The sequence below is a fragment of the Marinobacter pelagius genome, from assembly GCF_003315345.1.
Classification (GTDB): domain Bacteria; phylum Pseudomonadota; class Gammaproteobacteria; order Pseudomonadales; family Oleiphilaceae; genus Marinobacter; species Marinobacter pelagius_A.
Window position 1 is genome coordinate 43,154 of sequence record NZ_QNRO01000011.1, and the last position, 14,470, is coordinate 57,623.

Sequence of the window (14,470 nt, forward strand, 5' to 3'; positions counted from 1 at the left end):
ATGACCCCAGTAATTGCCCTTGTCGGCCGGCCGAACGTCGGCAAGTCGACCCTGTTCAATCAGATGACCCGTTCCAGGGACGCCCTCGTGGCGGATTTCCCCGGGCTCACCCGTGACCGGAAATACGGCGAGGGCAATTACGAAGGCCAGCGGTTTATCGTGATTGATACCGGCGGCCTGACCGGCGATGAGGTCGGCCTTGATGCTGAAATGGCACGCCAGTCCATGCAGGCCGTCGAGGAAGCGGACATCGTGCTGTTCCTGGTGGATGGCCGTGCCGGCCTGACCGCCGGGGACGAGATGATTGCCGATCACCTGCGCCGCACCGGTAAGCCGGCACACCTGGTGGTGAACAAGACGGACGGCCAGGATCCGGATGTCGCCGCCGCGGATTTTTATGGTCTCGGCTTCGAGTCCGTTTACCTGATTGCCGCGTCCCATAACCGGGGTATCCGGTCCATGCTGGACGAACTGCTGCCGCGCCCCGAAGATGCCGAAGAGGAAGACCGGGCTGACAAGTACCCCGGAATCCGGATCGGTGTGGTGGGGCGCCCGAACGTGGGTAAATCCACCCTGGTGAACCGGATGCTCGGTGAGGACCGGGTGGTGGTGTACGACATGCCCGGAACCACGCGGGACAGCGTCTACATTCCCTATGAGCGTCAGGGCAAGCAGTACACCCTGATCGATACTGCCGGTGTGCGCCGCCGCAAGAACGTTCGTGAAGTGGTGGAGAAGTTTTCCATCATCAAGACCCTTCAGGCCATTGATGACGCCCATGTCGTGATCCTGGTGATCGACGCCCGAGAAGGGCTGGTGGATCAGGACCTGCATCTGATCGGTTTCGTCCTCGACGCCGGCCGTTCACTGGTGATTGCCGTGAACAAGTGGGATGGCATGGATCCTGACGATCGCGCCCGGGTCAAGGAACAGGTGATGCGCCGCCTGGACTTCCTGGATTATGCGGACAAGCATTACATCTCCGCACTGCACGGTTCCGGTGTCGGGGTGATGTACGAATCCGTGGAAGCCTGCTACGAGTCGGCAATGGCCAAGTGGCCGACTAACCGTCTGACGGCGATCCTGCAGGATGCGGTAGCCCAGCATCAGCCGCCGATGGTTCATGGGCGCCGTATCAAGCTCCGCTACGCGCACCAGGGCGGATCCAATCCGCCGGTGATCGTGGTGCATGGTAACCAGACCGAGGCCCTGCCTGGTGCCTACAAACGCTACCTGGAGAACACCTTCCGGAAGGTGCTGGATGTGACAGGTTCCCCGATCCGCTTCGAGTTCCGCTCCAGCGACAACCCGTTTGCCGGCAAGGTGGACCGCCTGACACCGCGCCAGAAGGTGAAGAAGGATAACGACCTCAAGAAGGGGCGCCGGATCCGCAAGACCCGCCAGAAAAGCCTCAAGCGTTAACCGGGCAGGCTCACGCCAGTCCGGCATCCTCCACCTGTTTTGCCTGCACTGCCGTGAGGGCGATGGTGAAGACAATGTCTTCCACCAGAGCCCCGCGGGAAAGATCATTTACCGGCTTGCGCAGGCCCTGCAACATCGGGCCGATACTGACCACATTGGCACTGCGCTGGACCGCCTTGTAGGTGGTGTTGCCGGTGTTCAGGTCCGGGAACACAAACACCGTGGCACGGCCAGCCACCTTGCTGTCCGGCGCCTTGCTGCGACCGACACTCTCGATGGCTGCGGCATCGTATTGTAAGGGTCCGTCGATAAGCAGGTCCGGCCTGCGCTCACGGGCGATCCGGGTGGCTTCGCGGACCTTGTCAACGTCATGGCCGGTGCCGGATTCACCGGTGCTGTAACTGATCATCGCCACCACCGGCTCGATGCCGAAGGCTTCCGCCGATTGTGCGCTCTGGATGGCGATATCTGCCAGTTCCTCGGCGTTCGGGTCAGGATTGATGGCGCAATCACCGTAAACCACCACCTGCTCCGGCAACAGCATGAAGAACACCGAGGAAACCACACGAGCCTGATCGTGGGTCTTGATCAGCTGCAGGGCAGGGCGCACGGTGTTGGCGGTGGTGTGCACGGCACCGGAGACCAGGCCGTCAGCCTCATCGAGGGCAACCATCATGGTGCCCAGTACGACGTTGTCTTCCAGCATGGCTTCGGCCATCTGCGGGGTAAGTCCCTTGTGCTTGCGGAGTTTGACCATCGGCTCCACGTACTGGCTGCGCACGACGGCGGGCTCAATCAGCTCGATGTCATCCGGCAGGGTGAGTCCCAGGGTCGCAGCAACGCTGTCGATCTCGTTCCTGTCTCCGATCAGCACGCAGCGGGCCAGCTTGCGCTCGTGGCAGGTGATCGCGGCCTGGATGGTCCTCGGTTCATTGCCCTCGGGCAGGACAATGCGCTTGTTGGCTGCACGGGCCCTTTCCGACAGTTGATATCGAAAGGCCGGGGGAGACAGCCGGCTCTGGCGTTCCACCCGCAGGTGCTCCCGCAGCCAATCGGCGTCGATTCTGGGGGCAACGGTATCCATGGCCTGTTCGATCCGCTCCGGGTCATCCAGCGGAATGGCGGATGACAGGTTGGCGAGCATGTAGGCGCTTTCGTAGGTATTGGTGTCGGAGCCAAGTACCGGCAAGCCGGTATCCAGTGCCCGTCGACACAGATCGATGACAGACTGCGCCGGCACCAGGCCTCCGGTCAGCATCAGCCCGGCCAGTGGAACCCCGTTGAGTGCTGCCAGTGCGGTGGTGACGATGATGTCCTCACGGTCGCCGGGGGTAACCATGAGAGTCCCGGGTTTGAGCGTGTCGGTCATGTTGCTGATGGTGCGGGCGCACACGGATACCGTTTTGACCCGCCGTTTCTCCATGTGACCTTCGTTGAGCACCGGTACACCCAGTTCGCGGACGATATCGGATACCCGCGGTGCCAACAGTTCCGGCTGCCAAGGAATCTCTGCGAGCAAACGGAGCCGGCCTTTGCTGAATATCGGGCATTCTTTCTGGTAGTCGATCCCGGCTGTTGGCTCTCTGTCCCGGTGTAGCGTCAGCCCTGAGTGTTCAGGTTCGCCAATCTTGTTCAGAATGGCGGCAATGACGTCCGGATCACTTGGGTCGGCATAGAGCCGGCTCGAGAACTCCAGCTCTTCTTCCAGTTCTTCAGCACTGCAATTCTTCGGGGTACTGACCAGGATAACTTCGGAGCCCAGGTTTCTCGCCACCTCGACATTGAGGCGGGCAATGTAGGCTTCGCTGCGATCAGGCACGAGACCCTCGATGACCACCACATCGACCTTGCTGGCGACCTTGTGGAATTCACCAACCACGTTTTCCATCAGCAGATCGGACTGGTGCCGGTTGAGGAGCTGCTGGGCCTTCTTCAGTGCGATGGGTTCCGGTATGTCCAGGTGGCTGCGATCACGGACGAATGCGACGGAGGAGTCTTGTCCAGCGTTATGCAGAGACTCGGCCTCGTGAACCGACTGGCTGAACGGCTTGTAAAAACCGACACTGACGCCCACACGCTCGAGTGCCCGGAGCAGTCCGAGACAGACCGAGGTAAGGCCGGCGTCCATGGAAGTGGGTGCGATAAAAAGACTTTTGGCCATAGCGGTTATCCTGGCGTTTGGGGTCCGTTTGCAGCTTGGGCGAGGCGAGCGGCTTCCCGGGCGATCACCAGTTCTTCGTTGGTGGGAATCACCAGCACCGGAAACCGCGATCCCGGGCCCTCAATATGGCCGTCACTGAATTCGCCGCTGTAACGGTTCAATTCGTCATCAAGCTCGAAGCCGAGCAGCTGCAGGTTATCCAGGGTCTGCTGCCGCACCCGGGCGCTGTTCTCGCCAATGCCACCGGTGAACACGAGAGCATCCAGATGACGCAGGGAGGCCATCATTGCCCCGATATACCGGGCAAGCCGGAAGCAGAAGACCTCAATCGCAAGCCGTGATGGCTCATGGCCGTGTTCGGCCAGCTCACACAGTGTGCGCATATCATTGGTCTGGCCGGACAGCCCTAGCAGGCCGCTTTCATGGTTCAGCACACGGTGCAGCTCATCCTGGGCGATGCCCTTGGATTTCAGGTAATCGAACAGTCCGGGGTCAATATCGCCACTGCGACTGCCCATGACCAGGCCTTCCAGGGGCGTGAGCCCCATGCTGGTGTCGGCGCTGAGGCCATCGCGTATGGCCGCGATGCTGCAGCCGTTGCCCAGATGGGCGGAGATGATGGACGTTGTGGCCGGGGTTTTACCCAGGCGTCTGGCTGCCTCGGTCAGCATGTAACTGTGGCTGATGCCGTGGAAGCCGTAGCGGCGCACTCCCCAGTCCCGGTAATAGGAATGGGGAACTGCGTACAGGTAGGCCTTGGGCGGTAACGTCTGATGATACGCGGTATCGAAAACGGCCACGTTGGTGACGTCGGGAAACAGGCTTCGGGTGCTCTCGATCCCGGAAAGGTTAACCGGATTGTGCAGTGGTGCCAGGCTGGCACAGGCATCAATGGCCCCGAGGACCTCATCGTCTACCAGGGCGGCCTCCCGGAAGTTCTCGCCGCCATGAACGACCCGGTGACCGATGGCGACAGGCGCTCCCGCCAGCAATCCTGAGTCCGCCAGCGCCGTTGTCATCGCCTCCAGAGCCTGGCGATGAGTCGCCCCTGCCGGTAATGGGATGTCGCCTTCGATTTCTCCGATCCGGGCCACGGCGTCGTCGTGGTTCAGGCGCTCTGCCAGTCCCGTTGCCGTGCAGTTCAGGCTCTGGTTGTCAAAGAGGGCAAGCTTGAGAGTGGAGCTGCCGCAATTGATCACCAGTATCTTGTTATCCATAACCCGTTTCCCGTTTGTTCAGACCGGTATCCGGTGATTGCTTTTGAGCCAGCCTTCAAAATCCTTGCCGGTTTGCGGCCGACTGTAATAGTAACCCTGGGAATAGTCACAATGTTCCTGCCGTAGGAAATCCGCCTGGCCCTCGTCCTCCACGCCTTCGGCAATGACCTTGAGGCCGAGACTGTGGGCCATGTTGATAATGGCACGGACAAGGGAGGCATCCTCCGGTTCCTTGTTGACGTCATTGACGAAAGATTTGTCGATCTTGAGGACGTCGAAGGGATAGCTTTTGAGATAGCTCAGGGCAGAGTAGCCGGTTCCGAAGTCATCGACCGACAGCCTTACTCCGGCCTGATCCAGTTGATACAGGATGGTTGCTGTTTCAATAGAATTGTCCAGAAGCAGCCGCTCGGTAATCTCCAATTCCAGCAGTTCCGGCTTGAGGCCACTGCTGCGCAGGGCGCCCATCACGGTATCCATGAACCCGGGGTCACGGAACTGACGAGGTGATACATTGACGGAAATCCCGATACCCCGGCCGGTGGTCCTGCCCCAACCGACTGCGGTGCGGCAGGCCTCCTGGAGAACCCATTCGCCAACCGGCGTGATCAGCCCGGTTTCCTCGGCAAGCGGGATGAAACGGTCCGGCATGACCAGACCGAGAGTGGGATTGTTCCAGCGCAGAAGGGCTTCCGCTGCCTGGAGCTTGCCGGTTTCGGTGTGCACGATCGGCTGGTAGTGCAGTTCGAATTCATTGAGTTCCAGGGCCCGGCGCATCAACGATTCCATCTGGAGCCGTTCATGGGACACTTCGCTCATTTCAGGCGAGAAGTGGGCGTAGGAGCTCTTGCCATTGTGCTTGGCCTCATACATGGCCGCATCCGCGTGCTGGAGCAGGGTGCCACTGTTATCCGAATCGGTCGGGAATATGGCGATGCCGATACTGGTGGTTACAAAGACCTCCTGGGCATTCAGAGTAAATGGCGGCGAAAAGGTCTTCAATATCCGCTCTGCGACCTGGGAGCAAGCGTTCGGGCCGGGCAGCCCCGGCAGGACGACCAGAAATTCATCGCCCCCGAGGCGGGCGACAGTGCTAGTGCCGCGCAGGCAACTGGAGATGCGCCGGGCCGCCTCTATCAGGAGATTGTCGCCAGCGTCGTGGCCGAGGGTATCGTTGATGTGCTTGAAGTTATCCAGGTCCAGGAACATGACCCCCACCAGGGTGTTCTCGCGGCGGGCCTGGGCCAGGGCAAGTTTGAGGCGATCCAGTGCCAGCATCCGGTTGGGCAGCCCCGTCAGAATGTCGTAATTGGCCTGCCGGAGCAGTTGTTGCTCATAACGCTTCCGGATACTGACGTCCTCGCCGAGGATCAGGTAGCCGGTAATCTCGCCATCGTTGTCCTTGATGGGCGTCACCACCAACTGCTCCCAGAAGCGCTCACCGCTCTTGCGGATACTATTAACCTCACCCTGCCAGACCCCAACGCGCTGCACTTGCAGGCGGATGGAGTGCCACAGGTTCTGTCGCTCCCGGTTCTGCACGCCCTCATCGCCGAGTTCAGCGGGATGTTTTCCGAGAATGGATTTGGGATCGAAACCGGTGAGCTGGGTGAATTTCTGGTTCACGTACTCAATATGCCACTGGCGGTCGCAGATCAGCACCGAGGAGGGGCTTTGCTCGATGGCTTTGGAGAATTTCCGGATCTCGGCGGCGTCCCGTTTCTGTCGGGCGATGTCGGTGTTGAGGCGTTCCCGCATCTGGTTGATGGCGTCAACCACCTGCCCGAGCTCGTCCCTGCGGTGGGCCATTGAATCCGGACGGTCCAGGGTGAGGGGTTGGGACAGATTCTCCAGGGAAAAATCACGGGCGTAGCTGGCCATGTCTGACAGATGCCGGGTGACCAGGTGGCGGATTATCAAGAGGATGAGGATGGAGACAAACAGTGTTTTCAGGAACTGGGTAGCCAGGATCACCCCGATCTTCTGTTTCATCTCCCGGTAGACCCGATCCAGGTTGGCAGTGACGGTCAGTTCGCCGAGCCTGAAGCTCTGATCACCTTCGTGCGCCAGTGTGAAGCTGTGGGTTTTGGTTTCGGCTCCCCGGGGAATACTGCCCATAACCAGTTCGGAATCCGGTTCGATTCGCAGCCTGAGGTGGGTAATGTCGGGCAGGCTGAGGATTCCTTCCATCTGGGTTTGCAGCAGTTTCTGGTCCAGGGCCCAGAGGCTTCTTGCCAGGCTGGACGCATAACCGGATTCAATCACCTTCAGGCGCTGGTCGATCAGGCCAACGTCTTTGCGATAGTCAGAATACAGCTGAACACCCGAGGCGATCAGGGTGAAAACCGAACTGAACAGAAGAATCCAGGCCAGCAGCCTGAATGACAGGGGAGAGCCTGTGCGCAAACGTTGGAAATGCTTCGACAAATTCGGCATGTCGTGAATACAGCCACCCTGCGGGGGAGAGGAAACCGGAGCCTTGGCCACATCCCGAATATAGCAGTTGTCTTTGGCAAAATCCCTGCAAATGCAGGAAAACTGGAGAGAATTGTGTGACGGATTGGTGTTTTTGCGTATCTGTACGCGAAAGGATGGTTTGACCTGGGTCAATACCCTGCATTCAGGGCCGGCGTAACCTGAGCTTAATCAAGTTTGATAAGTGAAGGAGAGCAGCTATGTATATGGACGCCGTGGTAATCGCAGGAATTGTAACGGTACTTCTGATGGTGGGCTTTTTCGTGGGTGTTGGCGTCTTCGTCATGAAAGACCAGAAGCAACACGGCCACCAAGGTAAAAAGCATCAGGGCAAGCATGGCGGAAAGCCGGTCTGACGATTCGGGATCATGGTCAGCAGGGAAGCTGACTCATCCCGGGCAAGGAAAAATTGGCGTCCCCTAGGGGGTTCGAACCCCTGTTGCCGCCGTGAAAGGGCGGAGTCCTAGGCCACTAGACGAAGGGGACGCAACGTTTTCAAAAGCTTGCCTCGTCGAGGTGGCGCGTATATTAAGTAAGCCTCGGGGCAGTGTCAACGCTTTTTCTCAAAAAAATTTCGGGCGTCCGACGGGCGCCTGAAGTTCATTGTCGCTAGTGCTTCCCGACCGAGTCCTTCAGGGCCGGCTCCAGCTCCTCGAAGCGAAATTCGAACCCCTCCTCCAGAAGTCTTGCCGGCCTGGCGTTCTGCCCGGTCAGTAACAGCCGTGACATTTCCCCCAGCGCAAGCTTCAGAGCTGCCCCGGGTGCGGGAAACAGGGTGGGCCGATGCAAAACCCTGCCCAGGGTCCTGGTGAATTCGGCATTGGTAACCGGGTTCGGGCTGACCACGTTATAAGGTCCTTGCGCGGTTTCTGTGTCAACCATCCAGACCAGCGCGTTCACCACATCCGCCCGATGCACCCAGGGCATGTATTGCTCGCCACTTCCCAATCGGCCGCCGACTCCAAGTTTGAAGGGCAGAAGCATTCTTTGCAGGAACCCGCCGCCCGGGCCGGCGACCACTCCGGTCCGGGACAGGCAAACGCGGGTGTTGTCGCCAGCGAGAACCACGGCGGCTTTTTCCCAGTCGTTACAAAGCCGGTGGGTGAATTCATCGTGGGGAGCAGTGTCTTCGGTGACAGGCGCAGTGCCCTGGTCCCCGTAGAAACCGACCGCGGAGCCGGAGACCATGACTTCCGGCGGCTTCTCCCAGGTTCTGATCACATTTACAAGCTGTTCGGTCAGCCGGATCCGGCTATCCCTCAGGGCCTGTTTGCGGCTGGCGGACCAGCGCTTGTCAGCAATGCCTTCCCCGGCCAGGTTGATTACCGCATCAAAACCCGGCCCGGAGCGAAGCGAGTCGAGATCGCTGACAGCCTCGACCCGACCGCAGATCGCCTTGACGTCTTCCGGAGGTTGCCGGCTGTATACCGAGAGCTGATCCCCGCGTTGCAGTAGGCGGGGGCAGAGTTCTTTACCGATGAAACCGGTACCGCCAGTGATGAGAATCCGTTTTGCCATAACCTTGTGCCTCCCTCGGCGCTCCCTGATCAGGGTGCAGCGCTCCCGGTCTGTTCCAGTTGCAGGGTAACAACGTCCTTGATGGCCTGGCCAAGTAGCGGGTTTTCACCAATGGGTGGCGCAAGATGGATTTTTACGCCATGGTCTTTCTCGAGGTCCGCGATCATCGCCGGGACATCTTTTCTCAGGTGTCGGCCAGCAGCCAGAAACAGCGGAACGACGGTATACTCGCTGATATTCTCGGTAAGGCCTTCGGCAATGGTTTCCTCAAGGGACGGTGAGGCCAGCTCCATATAGGCAATTCTGGAGCCCGATACCGCCTGAAGGGTCGGTGCGGCCAGCTGTTCAAAGGTTTCGCACCAGCGTTTGTCGCTGCTTCCGTGGGCCAAAAGAACAATGCGGTGGTTGCTGGTCATTCATACTCCTGGGTAATCAGTTAGGGGAAACCCGTCGTAATCCTGCACAATTGTGCGCTGCCTCAAGTCCAAGATAACAGGGTGTGGGTTAATGTTCGATTGGAAAGAGATTCTGGATTTCTGGTTCGGAGAGCTCGACGAGCAGGGGCTTCCGGACCATTTTCATCGCAACCGCTGGTTCCGGTCAGACCGGAAGTTTGATCAGGAGGTGCGGCGCCGGTTTCTCTCCATGGTGCTCTTTGCATCCGAACAGGGTCTCGACCACTGGCGCAGCGAGCCGGGTGGTGCCCTGGCGGAAATTATCCTGCTGGACCAATTCTCCCGGAACATCTTCCGGGGCGGGGCGCTGGCCTTCGAGCAGGACACCCTGGCGCGCAAACTTTGCCGCCAGTCCATGCACAAAGGGCTGGATATGGCGCTCGTGCCGGTTCAGCGCGCTTTCCTCTATATGCCGTTGCAGCACTCAGAGCGCCTGGAGGACCAGGATCTCTCGGTGGAGTGTTACGGGCAGCTGGTGGCCACGACCAGCGGTATTCTGGGTGATTTCATGGCAAGTTTTCTGGAGTCGGCGGAAGAGCACCGGGACATCATCCGGAGGTTCCGGCGGTTTCCCCACAGGAATCGAGCGCTGGGGAGAACTTCTACTCCCGAAGAGAAAGACTATCTCGAAGGGGGAAAGTCTTTCGGGCAGTAAAATTCCGATTGCGTTCTTACAGCATTTGTTACGGTTTTGTATAAAAAGCGTACGATCAGACCGGTTTCTCATTTGGTCCTGATAGAATGAGCCAAAATTCAGGTAATCCGGCTATTACACAATCCGGAATCGCCCCTCATTTTGTAACGGTGAATGAAGATGCTGAAACGCAGTCGGCGTATTGCTTTGTCCCTGTGTTTGCCCCTGTTGGCCATAACGAGCCTGCCTGCCCAGTCCGAAACTCTAGATGACAGCCTCCTGGAGCGGATGAGCGAGTCCGCGCCCAGGCTGGATCCCAAGGTACTCTCCATGGCGTTCAACGCATCCCGGTGCGCGATCGGAAGTGGCGTGGCAACGCCCGAGCGTCTGGCTGTGATCGACTTTTCCCTGCCGTCGAGCGAAGAACGTATGTGGATCTTCGACGTTCGCACAGGCGACCTTGTGCTTCGGGATCTCGTGGCCCATGGCCGGAAATCCGGGAATTTCCGTTCTACGGCATTCTCCAATGTCGAGGGCAGCAACATGTCCAGCATCGGCCTGTTCCGCGCCAGCGAATCCTACTACGGTAAACACGGGTATTCGTTGCGTCTGGATGGCCTGGAGCCCGGTGTCAATGATCACGCACGGGAGCGCGCTATCGTTATCCATGGTGCTGACTACGTCAGTGACAGTTGGGTGGATAAATACGGTCGGATCGGTCGAAGCCTGGGTTGCCCGGCAGTGGATAACCAGGTCATTGAAGAGGTGGTCGACAATCTCAAGGGCGGTCAGCTGGTATTCAAGTATTATCCGGACCAGGAATGGTTGCAGAGTTCCAGCTTTCTACACTGCGACGATACCCAGATGGCTGCGGCTGCCGGTAACGAGGCAGGGCAGAGCTGATCTCCCTGCCTGAAAATTCAACGAATTGCGTGGGATTTGAGCAATTTTCTCGATACTGTTAAAAAGTTGAAAAAAGAGGTTGACGGCCGGAGTATGATCCGTAGAATACGCCTCCGTTGACGGCAACAACCGTTCAGCACTGCGGGAATAGCTCAGTTGGTAGAGCACAACCTTGCCAAGGTTGGGGTCGCGAGTTCGAATCTCGTTTCCCGCTCCAGATTTTGAAACCCGGCTTTGAAAAAAGCCGGGTTTCTTCGTTTCAGGGCTCCTCTCAGTCGCAGCGCCCGAACCTCCTCTCGGTTATACTCGGCAGCCATACCCAATTCTTCTCAGGACGGGAGGCGTGCAGCATGCAAATCCATTCGCTCTATGTTTATCCGGTGAAGTCGCTGGCCGGTATCCAGGTTGATTCCTTTGATATGGATGATTTCGGGCCGGCGGGGGATCGGCGATGGATGATCGTGGATGAGGAGCGTCGTTTCGTCACCCAGCGCAGTTATCCCCAGCTGGCACGGATCAAGGCCGTGTTTGCGGAGGGCCATGTTCAGGTGGAAATCCCGGGCGAGGGCGTTTTCAGACTCTCATCAACCGATGAGGCACTTCCTGTGCTGGTCTGGCGTGACTGGGTGAAGGCCCGGTTGGGTGGGTCGGACGCCAACGACGCACTTTCCCGCTTCTGTGGCCAGGCTTTCCGGTTTGTCTACATGGCGGATGAAACCTTCCGCCGGGTAGACGCGGATCGGGTCGATGAATACCGCCGGGTCGGATTTGCAGACGGCTTTCCGTTCCTGATCACGAATCTGGCATCGCTGGAAGAGCTGAACGGTCGGTTGGAGCAGGCGGTTACAATGCGCCGATTCCGCCCCAACATTGTGGTTGAAGGCGCTGAGCCCTGGGCTGAGGATGACTGGCGCGAATTACAGATCGGCGAGCGGCAATTTCGGCTGGTAAAGCCCTGTTCCCGCTGTATCATGACCACCGTCGATCCGGACCGGGGCCTGAAAGACCCTTCAGCCCAGCCGCTTCGCACACTCTCAGGGTACCGTCGTACCGACGAGGGCGTCATCTTCGGCATGAATGCCATTCATGACCAGCCCGGCAGCATTCGTGTCGGTGACCCTGTAAGTATTATCAAAACGGAGAATTCCTGAACGTGCCTTTGTTAACTCTGGATTCGATTTCCCTTGCCTATGGTATGCACCCGCTGCTTGATCATGCCTCACTGGTGATCGAGTCCGGTGAGCGTGTGTGTCTTCTGGGTCGTAATGGTGAGGGTAAATCCACCCTGCTGAAGATCGTCAGCGGCGAAGTCACGCCGGATGGCGGCACAGTGCGCTTGGACGACGGTGCGGTACTGGCGGTACTGCCGCAGAACCTGCCATCCGACGATACCCGCACCGCTTATGATGTGGTGTCCGGAGCGTTCCCGGAGACCGGGGAGTTGCTGGCGGAGTTTCACCGGCTTTCGCAGCAGGCGGACGAGGCCAGCCTGGAAAAGATGACAAAGGTACAGGAGCGTCTCGAGGCCCTGGACGGTTGGCGGCTGGACCAGAAGGTCACCACCATTCTCGGCCAATACGGTATTGATCCTGACCGGCGCCTGAACACTCTCTCCGGGGGCTGGCAGCGCAGGGTTTTGCTGGCGCGGGCCCTGGTGGCCGAGCCGGATATCCTGCTGCTGGATGAGCCGACGAACCATCTGGATGTGCCCGCCATCGCGTGGCTTGAAGAGGCGTTGTCCCAGTTCCGCGGGGCCATGCTGTTTGTCAGCCACGACCGCGCCTTCATCCGCCGCATGGCAACCCGGATCGTTGAGCTGGATCGCGGCAAATTGGTCAGCTTCGCGGCTACCTACGATCGCTACCTGGAGCTCAAGGAAAAGGCTCTGGAGGAAGAAGAACGCCAGAACGCACTGTTCGACAAGCGGCTCAAACAGGAGGAGGCGTGGATTCGCCAGGGCATCAAGGCGCGGCGGACCCGCAATATGGGCCGGGTAAGGGCGTTGAAGGCCATGCGCGAGGAACATCGTCAGCGCCGGGTCCGGGGCGGAACCGCGAGCTTTGCCGTGGAGGCGGCTGATCGTTCCGGCAAGCTGGTGGTGGAAGCCCGAGACGCCGGATTTGCCTATCCCGATGGCACCCAGGTCATCCGGGATATGGAGCTGACCATTCTCCGGGGAGACAAGATTGGTCTGGTGGGTGAAAACGGTACCGGCAAGACCACACTGGTACGCCTGTTGGTGGGTGACCTGAAACCCAGCCATGGGACTATCCGTCTGGGCACCAACCTGGAAGTGGCTTATTTCGACCAGTTGCGCGGCGAGCTGGATCTCGAGCGTAATGCCCTCGATAACCTCTCCGAGGGGCGGGAATTCATCGAAATCAATGGCCAGAGCAAGCACGTGCTGGGTTACCTTCAGGAGTTCCTGTTTACCCCGGAGCGGGCAAGGTCGCCTGTTCGGGTGTTCTCCGGCGGTGAGCGGGCCCGTCTGCTGCTGGCCAAGCTGTTCAGCAAGCCGGCCAACATCCTGGTGCTGGATGAGCCCACGAACGACCTGGATGTGGAAACGCTTGAGCTGCTGGAAGAGCAGCTGTCCGAGTTCAAGGGCACCGTCATCGTGATCAGTCACGACCGTGAGTTCCTGGACAACGTGGTGACCGAGACCATCTTCCTGGACGGCACCGGCAGGGTTCGGGAATACGTGGGCGGTTATTCTGACTGGCGGCGGCAGGGAGGTCGCTTTCCCTCGGAGCAGGGTGGCAACCGGCCGGACAAGCAGGATAAACAATCGAAATCGGGAGAGCCCGCGAAGGGCGATGCCGCTGCGTCGAAGCCAGCTGCGAAAGCAAAACCCGTCAAGCTCAGTTACAAGCTCAAGCTGGAGCTGGAGCAGCTCCCTGCCAAAATTGAAGCGCTTGAACAGGAAGTGGCAGAGCTGCAGGAAACCATTTCAGGATCGGAATTCTACTCCGGACCTGCCGAGGAAGTTGCTGCCACCCTGCAGAAGCTGACGGAGGCGGAGCAGAACCTGGAGCAGACCATCGAGCGTTGGATGGAGCTTGAAGAGCAGGCGGGTCAGTAAACTGGAACGAGGGCGGCCGTATCGGCCGCCCATCAGTAGCAAACGTCTGCCGGATCACTGAATACGCACCGCCAGAACATCACATTCCGTGCCGTGGAGGACGCCGTTGGCGGTGGAGCCGAGCAGCAACTGGAAGCCTTTGCGGCCATGGCTGCCAACAATCACCAGGTCCACGTCCTGTTCTTTTGCCAGACGGTGGATCTCGGATTCCGGGCGACCCACGGTAACGACCTGGTCTTCCTTCGCCACGCCGTACTCATCCCCATATTTAGCCAGCTGCTCCTTGGCAGCCTTGTCGAGCTGATCCTGGAGCTCGGTCAGGTCCATGGGAATGTCGCCGCCATAGGCATAGCCCACCGGTTCAACAACGTGTACGAGCATCAGTTCTGCGCCATGGGCGCTGCTGATCGCTTTTGCCTTGTTGAGCACCTGCGGAGCTTCTTCCGTCAGGTCAATGGCAACAAGCATTTTCTTGTAGGCGGACATCGCATCACTCCTTCGCATCGGGCTTACATAGGAAATAGTAGTCCAAATCTAACCGAAAGAGTGTAGCGGGAAACTGACAGGTATCAATACAGGGGCGGGAAAAAATGAACTCTGACG

General features: G+C 59.0%; 12 protein-coding genes and 2 tRNA genes. 7 read left to right on the top strand and 7 right to left on the bottom strand.

The genetic code is table 11. The annotated features are described in order from the left end of the window. Positions 1-1,422 carry a ribosome biogenesis GTPase Der gene (der, locus tag DET50_RS10980; RefSeq protein ID WP_113862899.1) on the top strand — a complete coding sequence of 474 codons (1,422 nt, stop codon included), beginning with the start codon at positions 1-3 and terminating at the stop codon, positions 1,420-1,422. A gap of 10 nt (positions 1,423-1,432) precedes the next feature. Here the strand turns inward: der and pta are convergent, their stop codons facing one another. From pta to DET50_RS10995, 3 genes are read right to left on the bottom strand one after another with little or no spacing between them, the layout of a single operon-like run. Next, positions 1,433-3,583: a phosphate acetyltransferase gene (pta, locus tag DET50_RS10985; protein WP_113862900.1), complete on the bottom strand. Its 2,151-nt coding sequence runs from the start codon at positions 3,581-3,583 to the stop codon at positions 1,433-1,435. Positions 3,584-3,588: 5 nt separating this feature from the next. Beyond that, positions 3,589-4,800, bottom strand: coding sequence for an acetate/propionate family kinase (locus DET50_RS10990; protein WP_113862901.1), 1,212 nt, complete (start codon positions 4,798-4,800; stop codon positions 3,589-3,591). 18 nt (positions 4,801-4,818) lie between these two features. After that, the gene (locus DET50_RS10995; protein ID WP_113862971.1) at positions 4,819-7,236 is read right to left on the bottom strand and encodes a bifunctional diguanylate cyclase/phosphodiesterase; all 2,418 of its coding nucleotides are present in this window, start codon (positions 7,234-7,236) and stop codon (positions 4,819-4,821) included. 239 nt (positions 7,237-7,475) lie between these two features. Between DET50_RS10995 and ccoM the strand changes: the two genes are divergently transcribed. After that, the gene (ccoM, locus tag DET50_RS19780) at positions 7,476-7,631 is read left to right on the top strand and encodes a cytochrome c oxidase subunit CcoM (RefSeq protein WP_175497248.1); all 156 of its coding nucleotides are present in this window, start codon (positions 7,476-7,478) and stop codon (positions 7,629-7,631) included. 54 nt (positions 7,632-7,685) lie between these two features. On the opposite strand, the gene DET50_RS11000 is transcribed toward ccoM, so the two are convergent. From DET50_RS11000 to DET50_RS11010, 3 genes are all read right to left on the bottom strand, one after another. Then, positions 7,686-7,761 (bottom strand) — tRNA-Glu (locus tag DET50_RS11000). 123 nt (positions 7,762-7,884) lie between these two features. Further along, entirely contained in the window at positions 7,885-8,793 is a 909-nt protein-coding gene (locus DET50_RS11005; protein WP_113862902.1) for a TIGR01777 family oxidoreductase, read from the bottom strand. Between the two features lie 29 nt (positions 8,794-8,822). After that, on the bottom strand, positions 8,823-9,209 hold the full coding sequence (locus tag DET50_RS11010; RefSeq protein WP_113862903.1) for a sirohydrochlorin chelatase: 387 nt from the start codon (positions 9,207-9,209) through the stop codon (positions 8,823-8,825). A 91-nt stretch (positions 9,210-9,300) separates the two neighbouring features. Here DET50_RS11010 and DET50_RS11015 point away from each other — a divergent pair, with 91 nt between their 5' ends. The 5 genes from DET50_RS11015 (at position 9,301) to DET50_RS11035 (ending at position 13,867) form a co-directional block, all read left to right on the top strand. Continuing rightward, the gene (locus tag DET50_RS11015; protein ID WP_113862904.1) at positions 9,301-9,903 is read left to right on the top strand and encodes a DUF924 family protein; all 603 of its coding nucleotides are present in this window, start codon (positions 9,301-9,303) and stop codon (positions 9,901-9,903) included. Between the two features lie 159 nt (positions 9,904-10,062). Continuing rightward, positions 10,063-10,785: a murein L,D-transpeptidase catalytic domain family protein gene (locus tag DET50_RS11020; RefSeq protein WP_113862972.1), complete on the top strand. Its 723-nt coding sequence runs from the start codon at positions 10,063-10,065 to the stop codon at positions 10,783-10,785. 141 nt (positions 10,786-10,926) lie between these two features. After that, a tRNA-Gly gene (locus DET50_RS11025) sits at positions 10,927-11,002 on the top strand. Positions 11,003-11,135: 133 nt separating this feature from the next. Next, positions 11,136-11,936, top strand: a complete 801-nt coding sequence (locus DET50_RS11030) for an MOSC domain-containing protein (RefSeq protein ID WP_113862905.1) — start codon at positions 11,136-11,138, stop codon at positions 11,934-11,936. A gap of 2 nt (positions 11,937-11,938) precedes the next feature. After that, entirely contained in the window at positions 11,939-13,867 is a 1,929-nt protein-coding gene (locus tag DET50_RS11035; protein WP_113862906.1) for an ATP-binding cassette domain-containing protein, read from the top strand. 54 nt (positions 13,868-13,921) lie between these two features. Here the strand turns inward: DET50_RS11035 and DET50_RS11040 are convergent, their stop codons facing one another. Then, entirely contained in the window at positions 13,922-14,353 is a 432-nt protein-coding gene (locus tag DET50_RS11040; protein ID WP_113862907.1) for a universal stress protein, read from the bottom strand. Positions 14,354-14,470: the final 117 nt, after the last annotated feature.

Coding starts and splice junctions, on each gene's coding strand:
- ccoM (WP_175497248.1), top strand. CDS start 7,476: ATGTATATGGACGCCGTGGTAATCGCAGGAATTGTAACGGTACTTCTG.
- DET50_RS11040 (WP_113862907.1), bottom strand. CDS start 14,353: ATGTCCGCCTACAAGAAAATGCTTGTTGCCATTGACCTGACGGAAGAA.
- DET50_RS11020 (WP_113862972.1), top strand. CDS start 10,063: ATGCTGAAACGCAGTCGGCGTATTGCTTTGTCCCTGTGTTTGCCCCTG.
- DET50_RS11010 (WP_113862903.1), bottom strand. CDS start 9,209: ATGACCAGCAACCACCGCATTGTTCTTTTGGCCCACGGAAGCAGCGAC.
- DET50_RS11030 (WP_113862905.1), top strand. CDS start 11,136: ATGCAAATCCATTCGCTCTATGTTTATCCGGTGAAGTCGCTGGCCGGT.
- pta (WP_113862900.1), bottom strand. CDS start 3,583: ATGGCCAAAAGTCTTTTTATCGCACCCACTTCCATGGACGCCGGCCTT.
- DET50_RS10990 (WP_113862901.1), bottom strand. CDS start 4,800: ATGGATAACAAGATACTGGTGATCAATTGCGGCAGCTCCACTCTCAAG.
- der (WP_113862899.1), top strand. CDS start 1: ATGACCCCAGTAATTGCCCTTGTCGGCCGGCCGAACGTCGGCAAGTCG.
- DET50_RS11015 (WP_113862904.1), top strand. CDS start 9,301: ATGTTCGATTGGAAAGAGATTCTGGATTTCTGGTTCGGAGAGCTCGAC.
- DET50_RS10995 (WP_113862971.1), bottom strand. CDS start 7,236: ATGCCGAATTTGTCGAAGCATTTCCAACGTTTGCGCACAGGCTCTCCC.
- DET50_RS11005 (WP_113862902.1), bottom strand. CDS start 8,793: ATGGCAAAACGGATTCTCATCACTGGCGGTACCGGTTTCATCGGTAAA.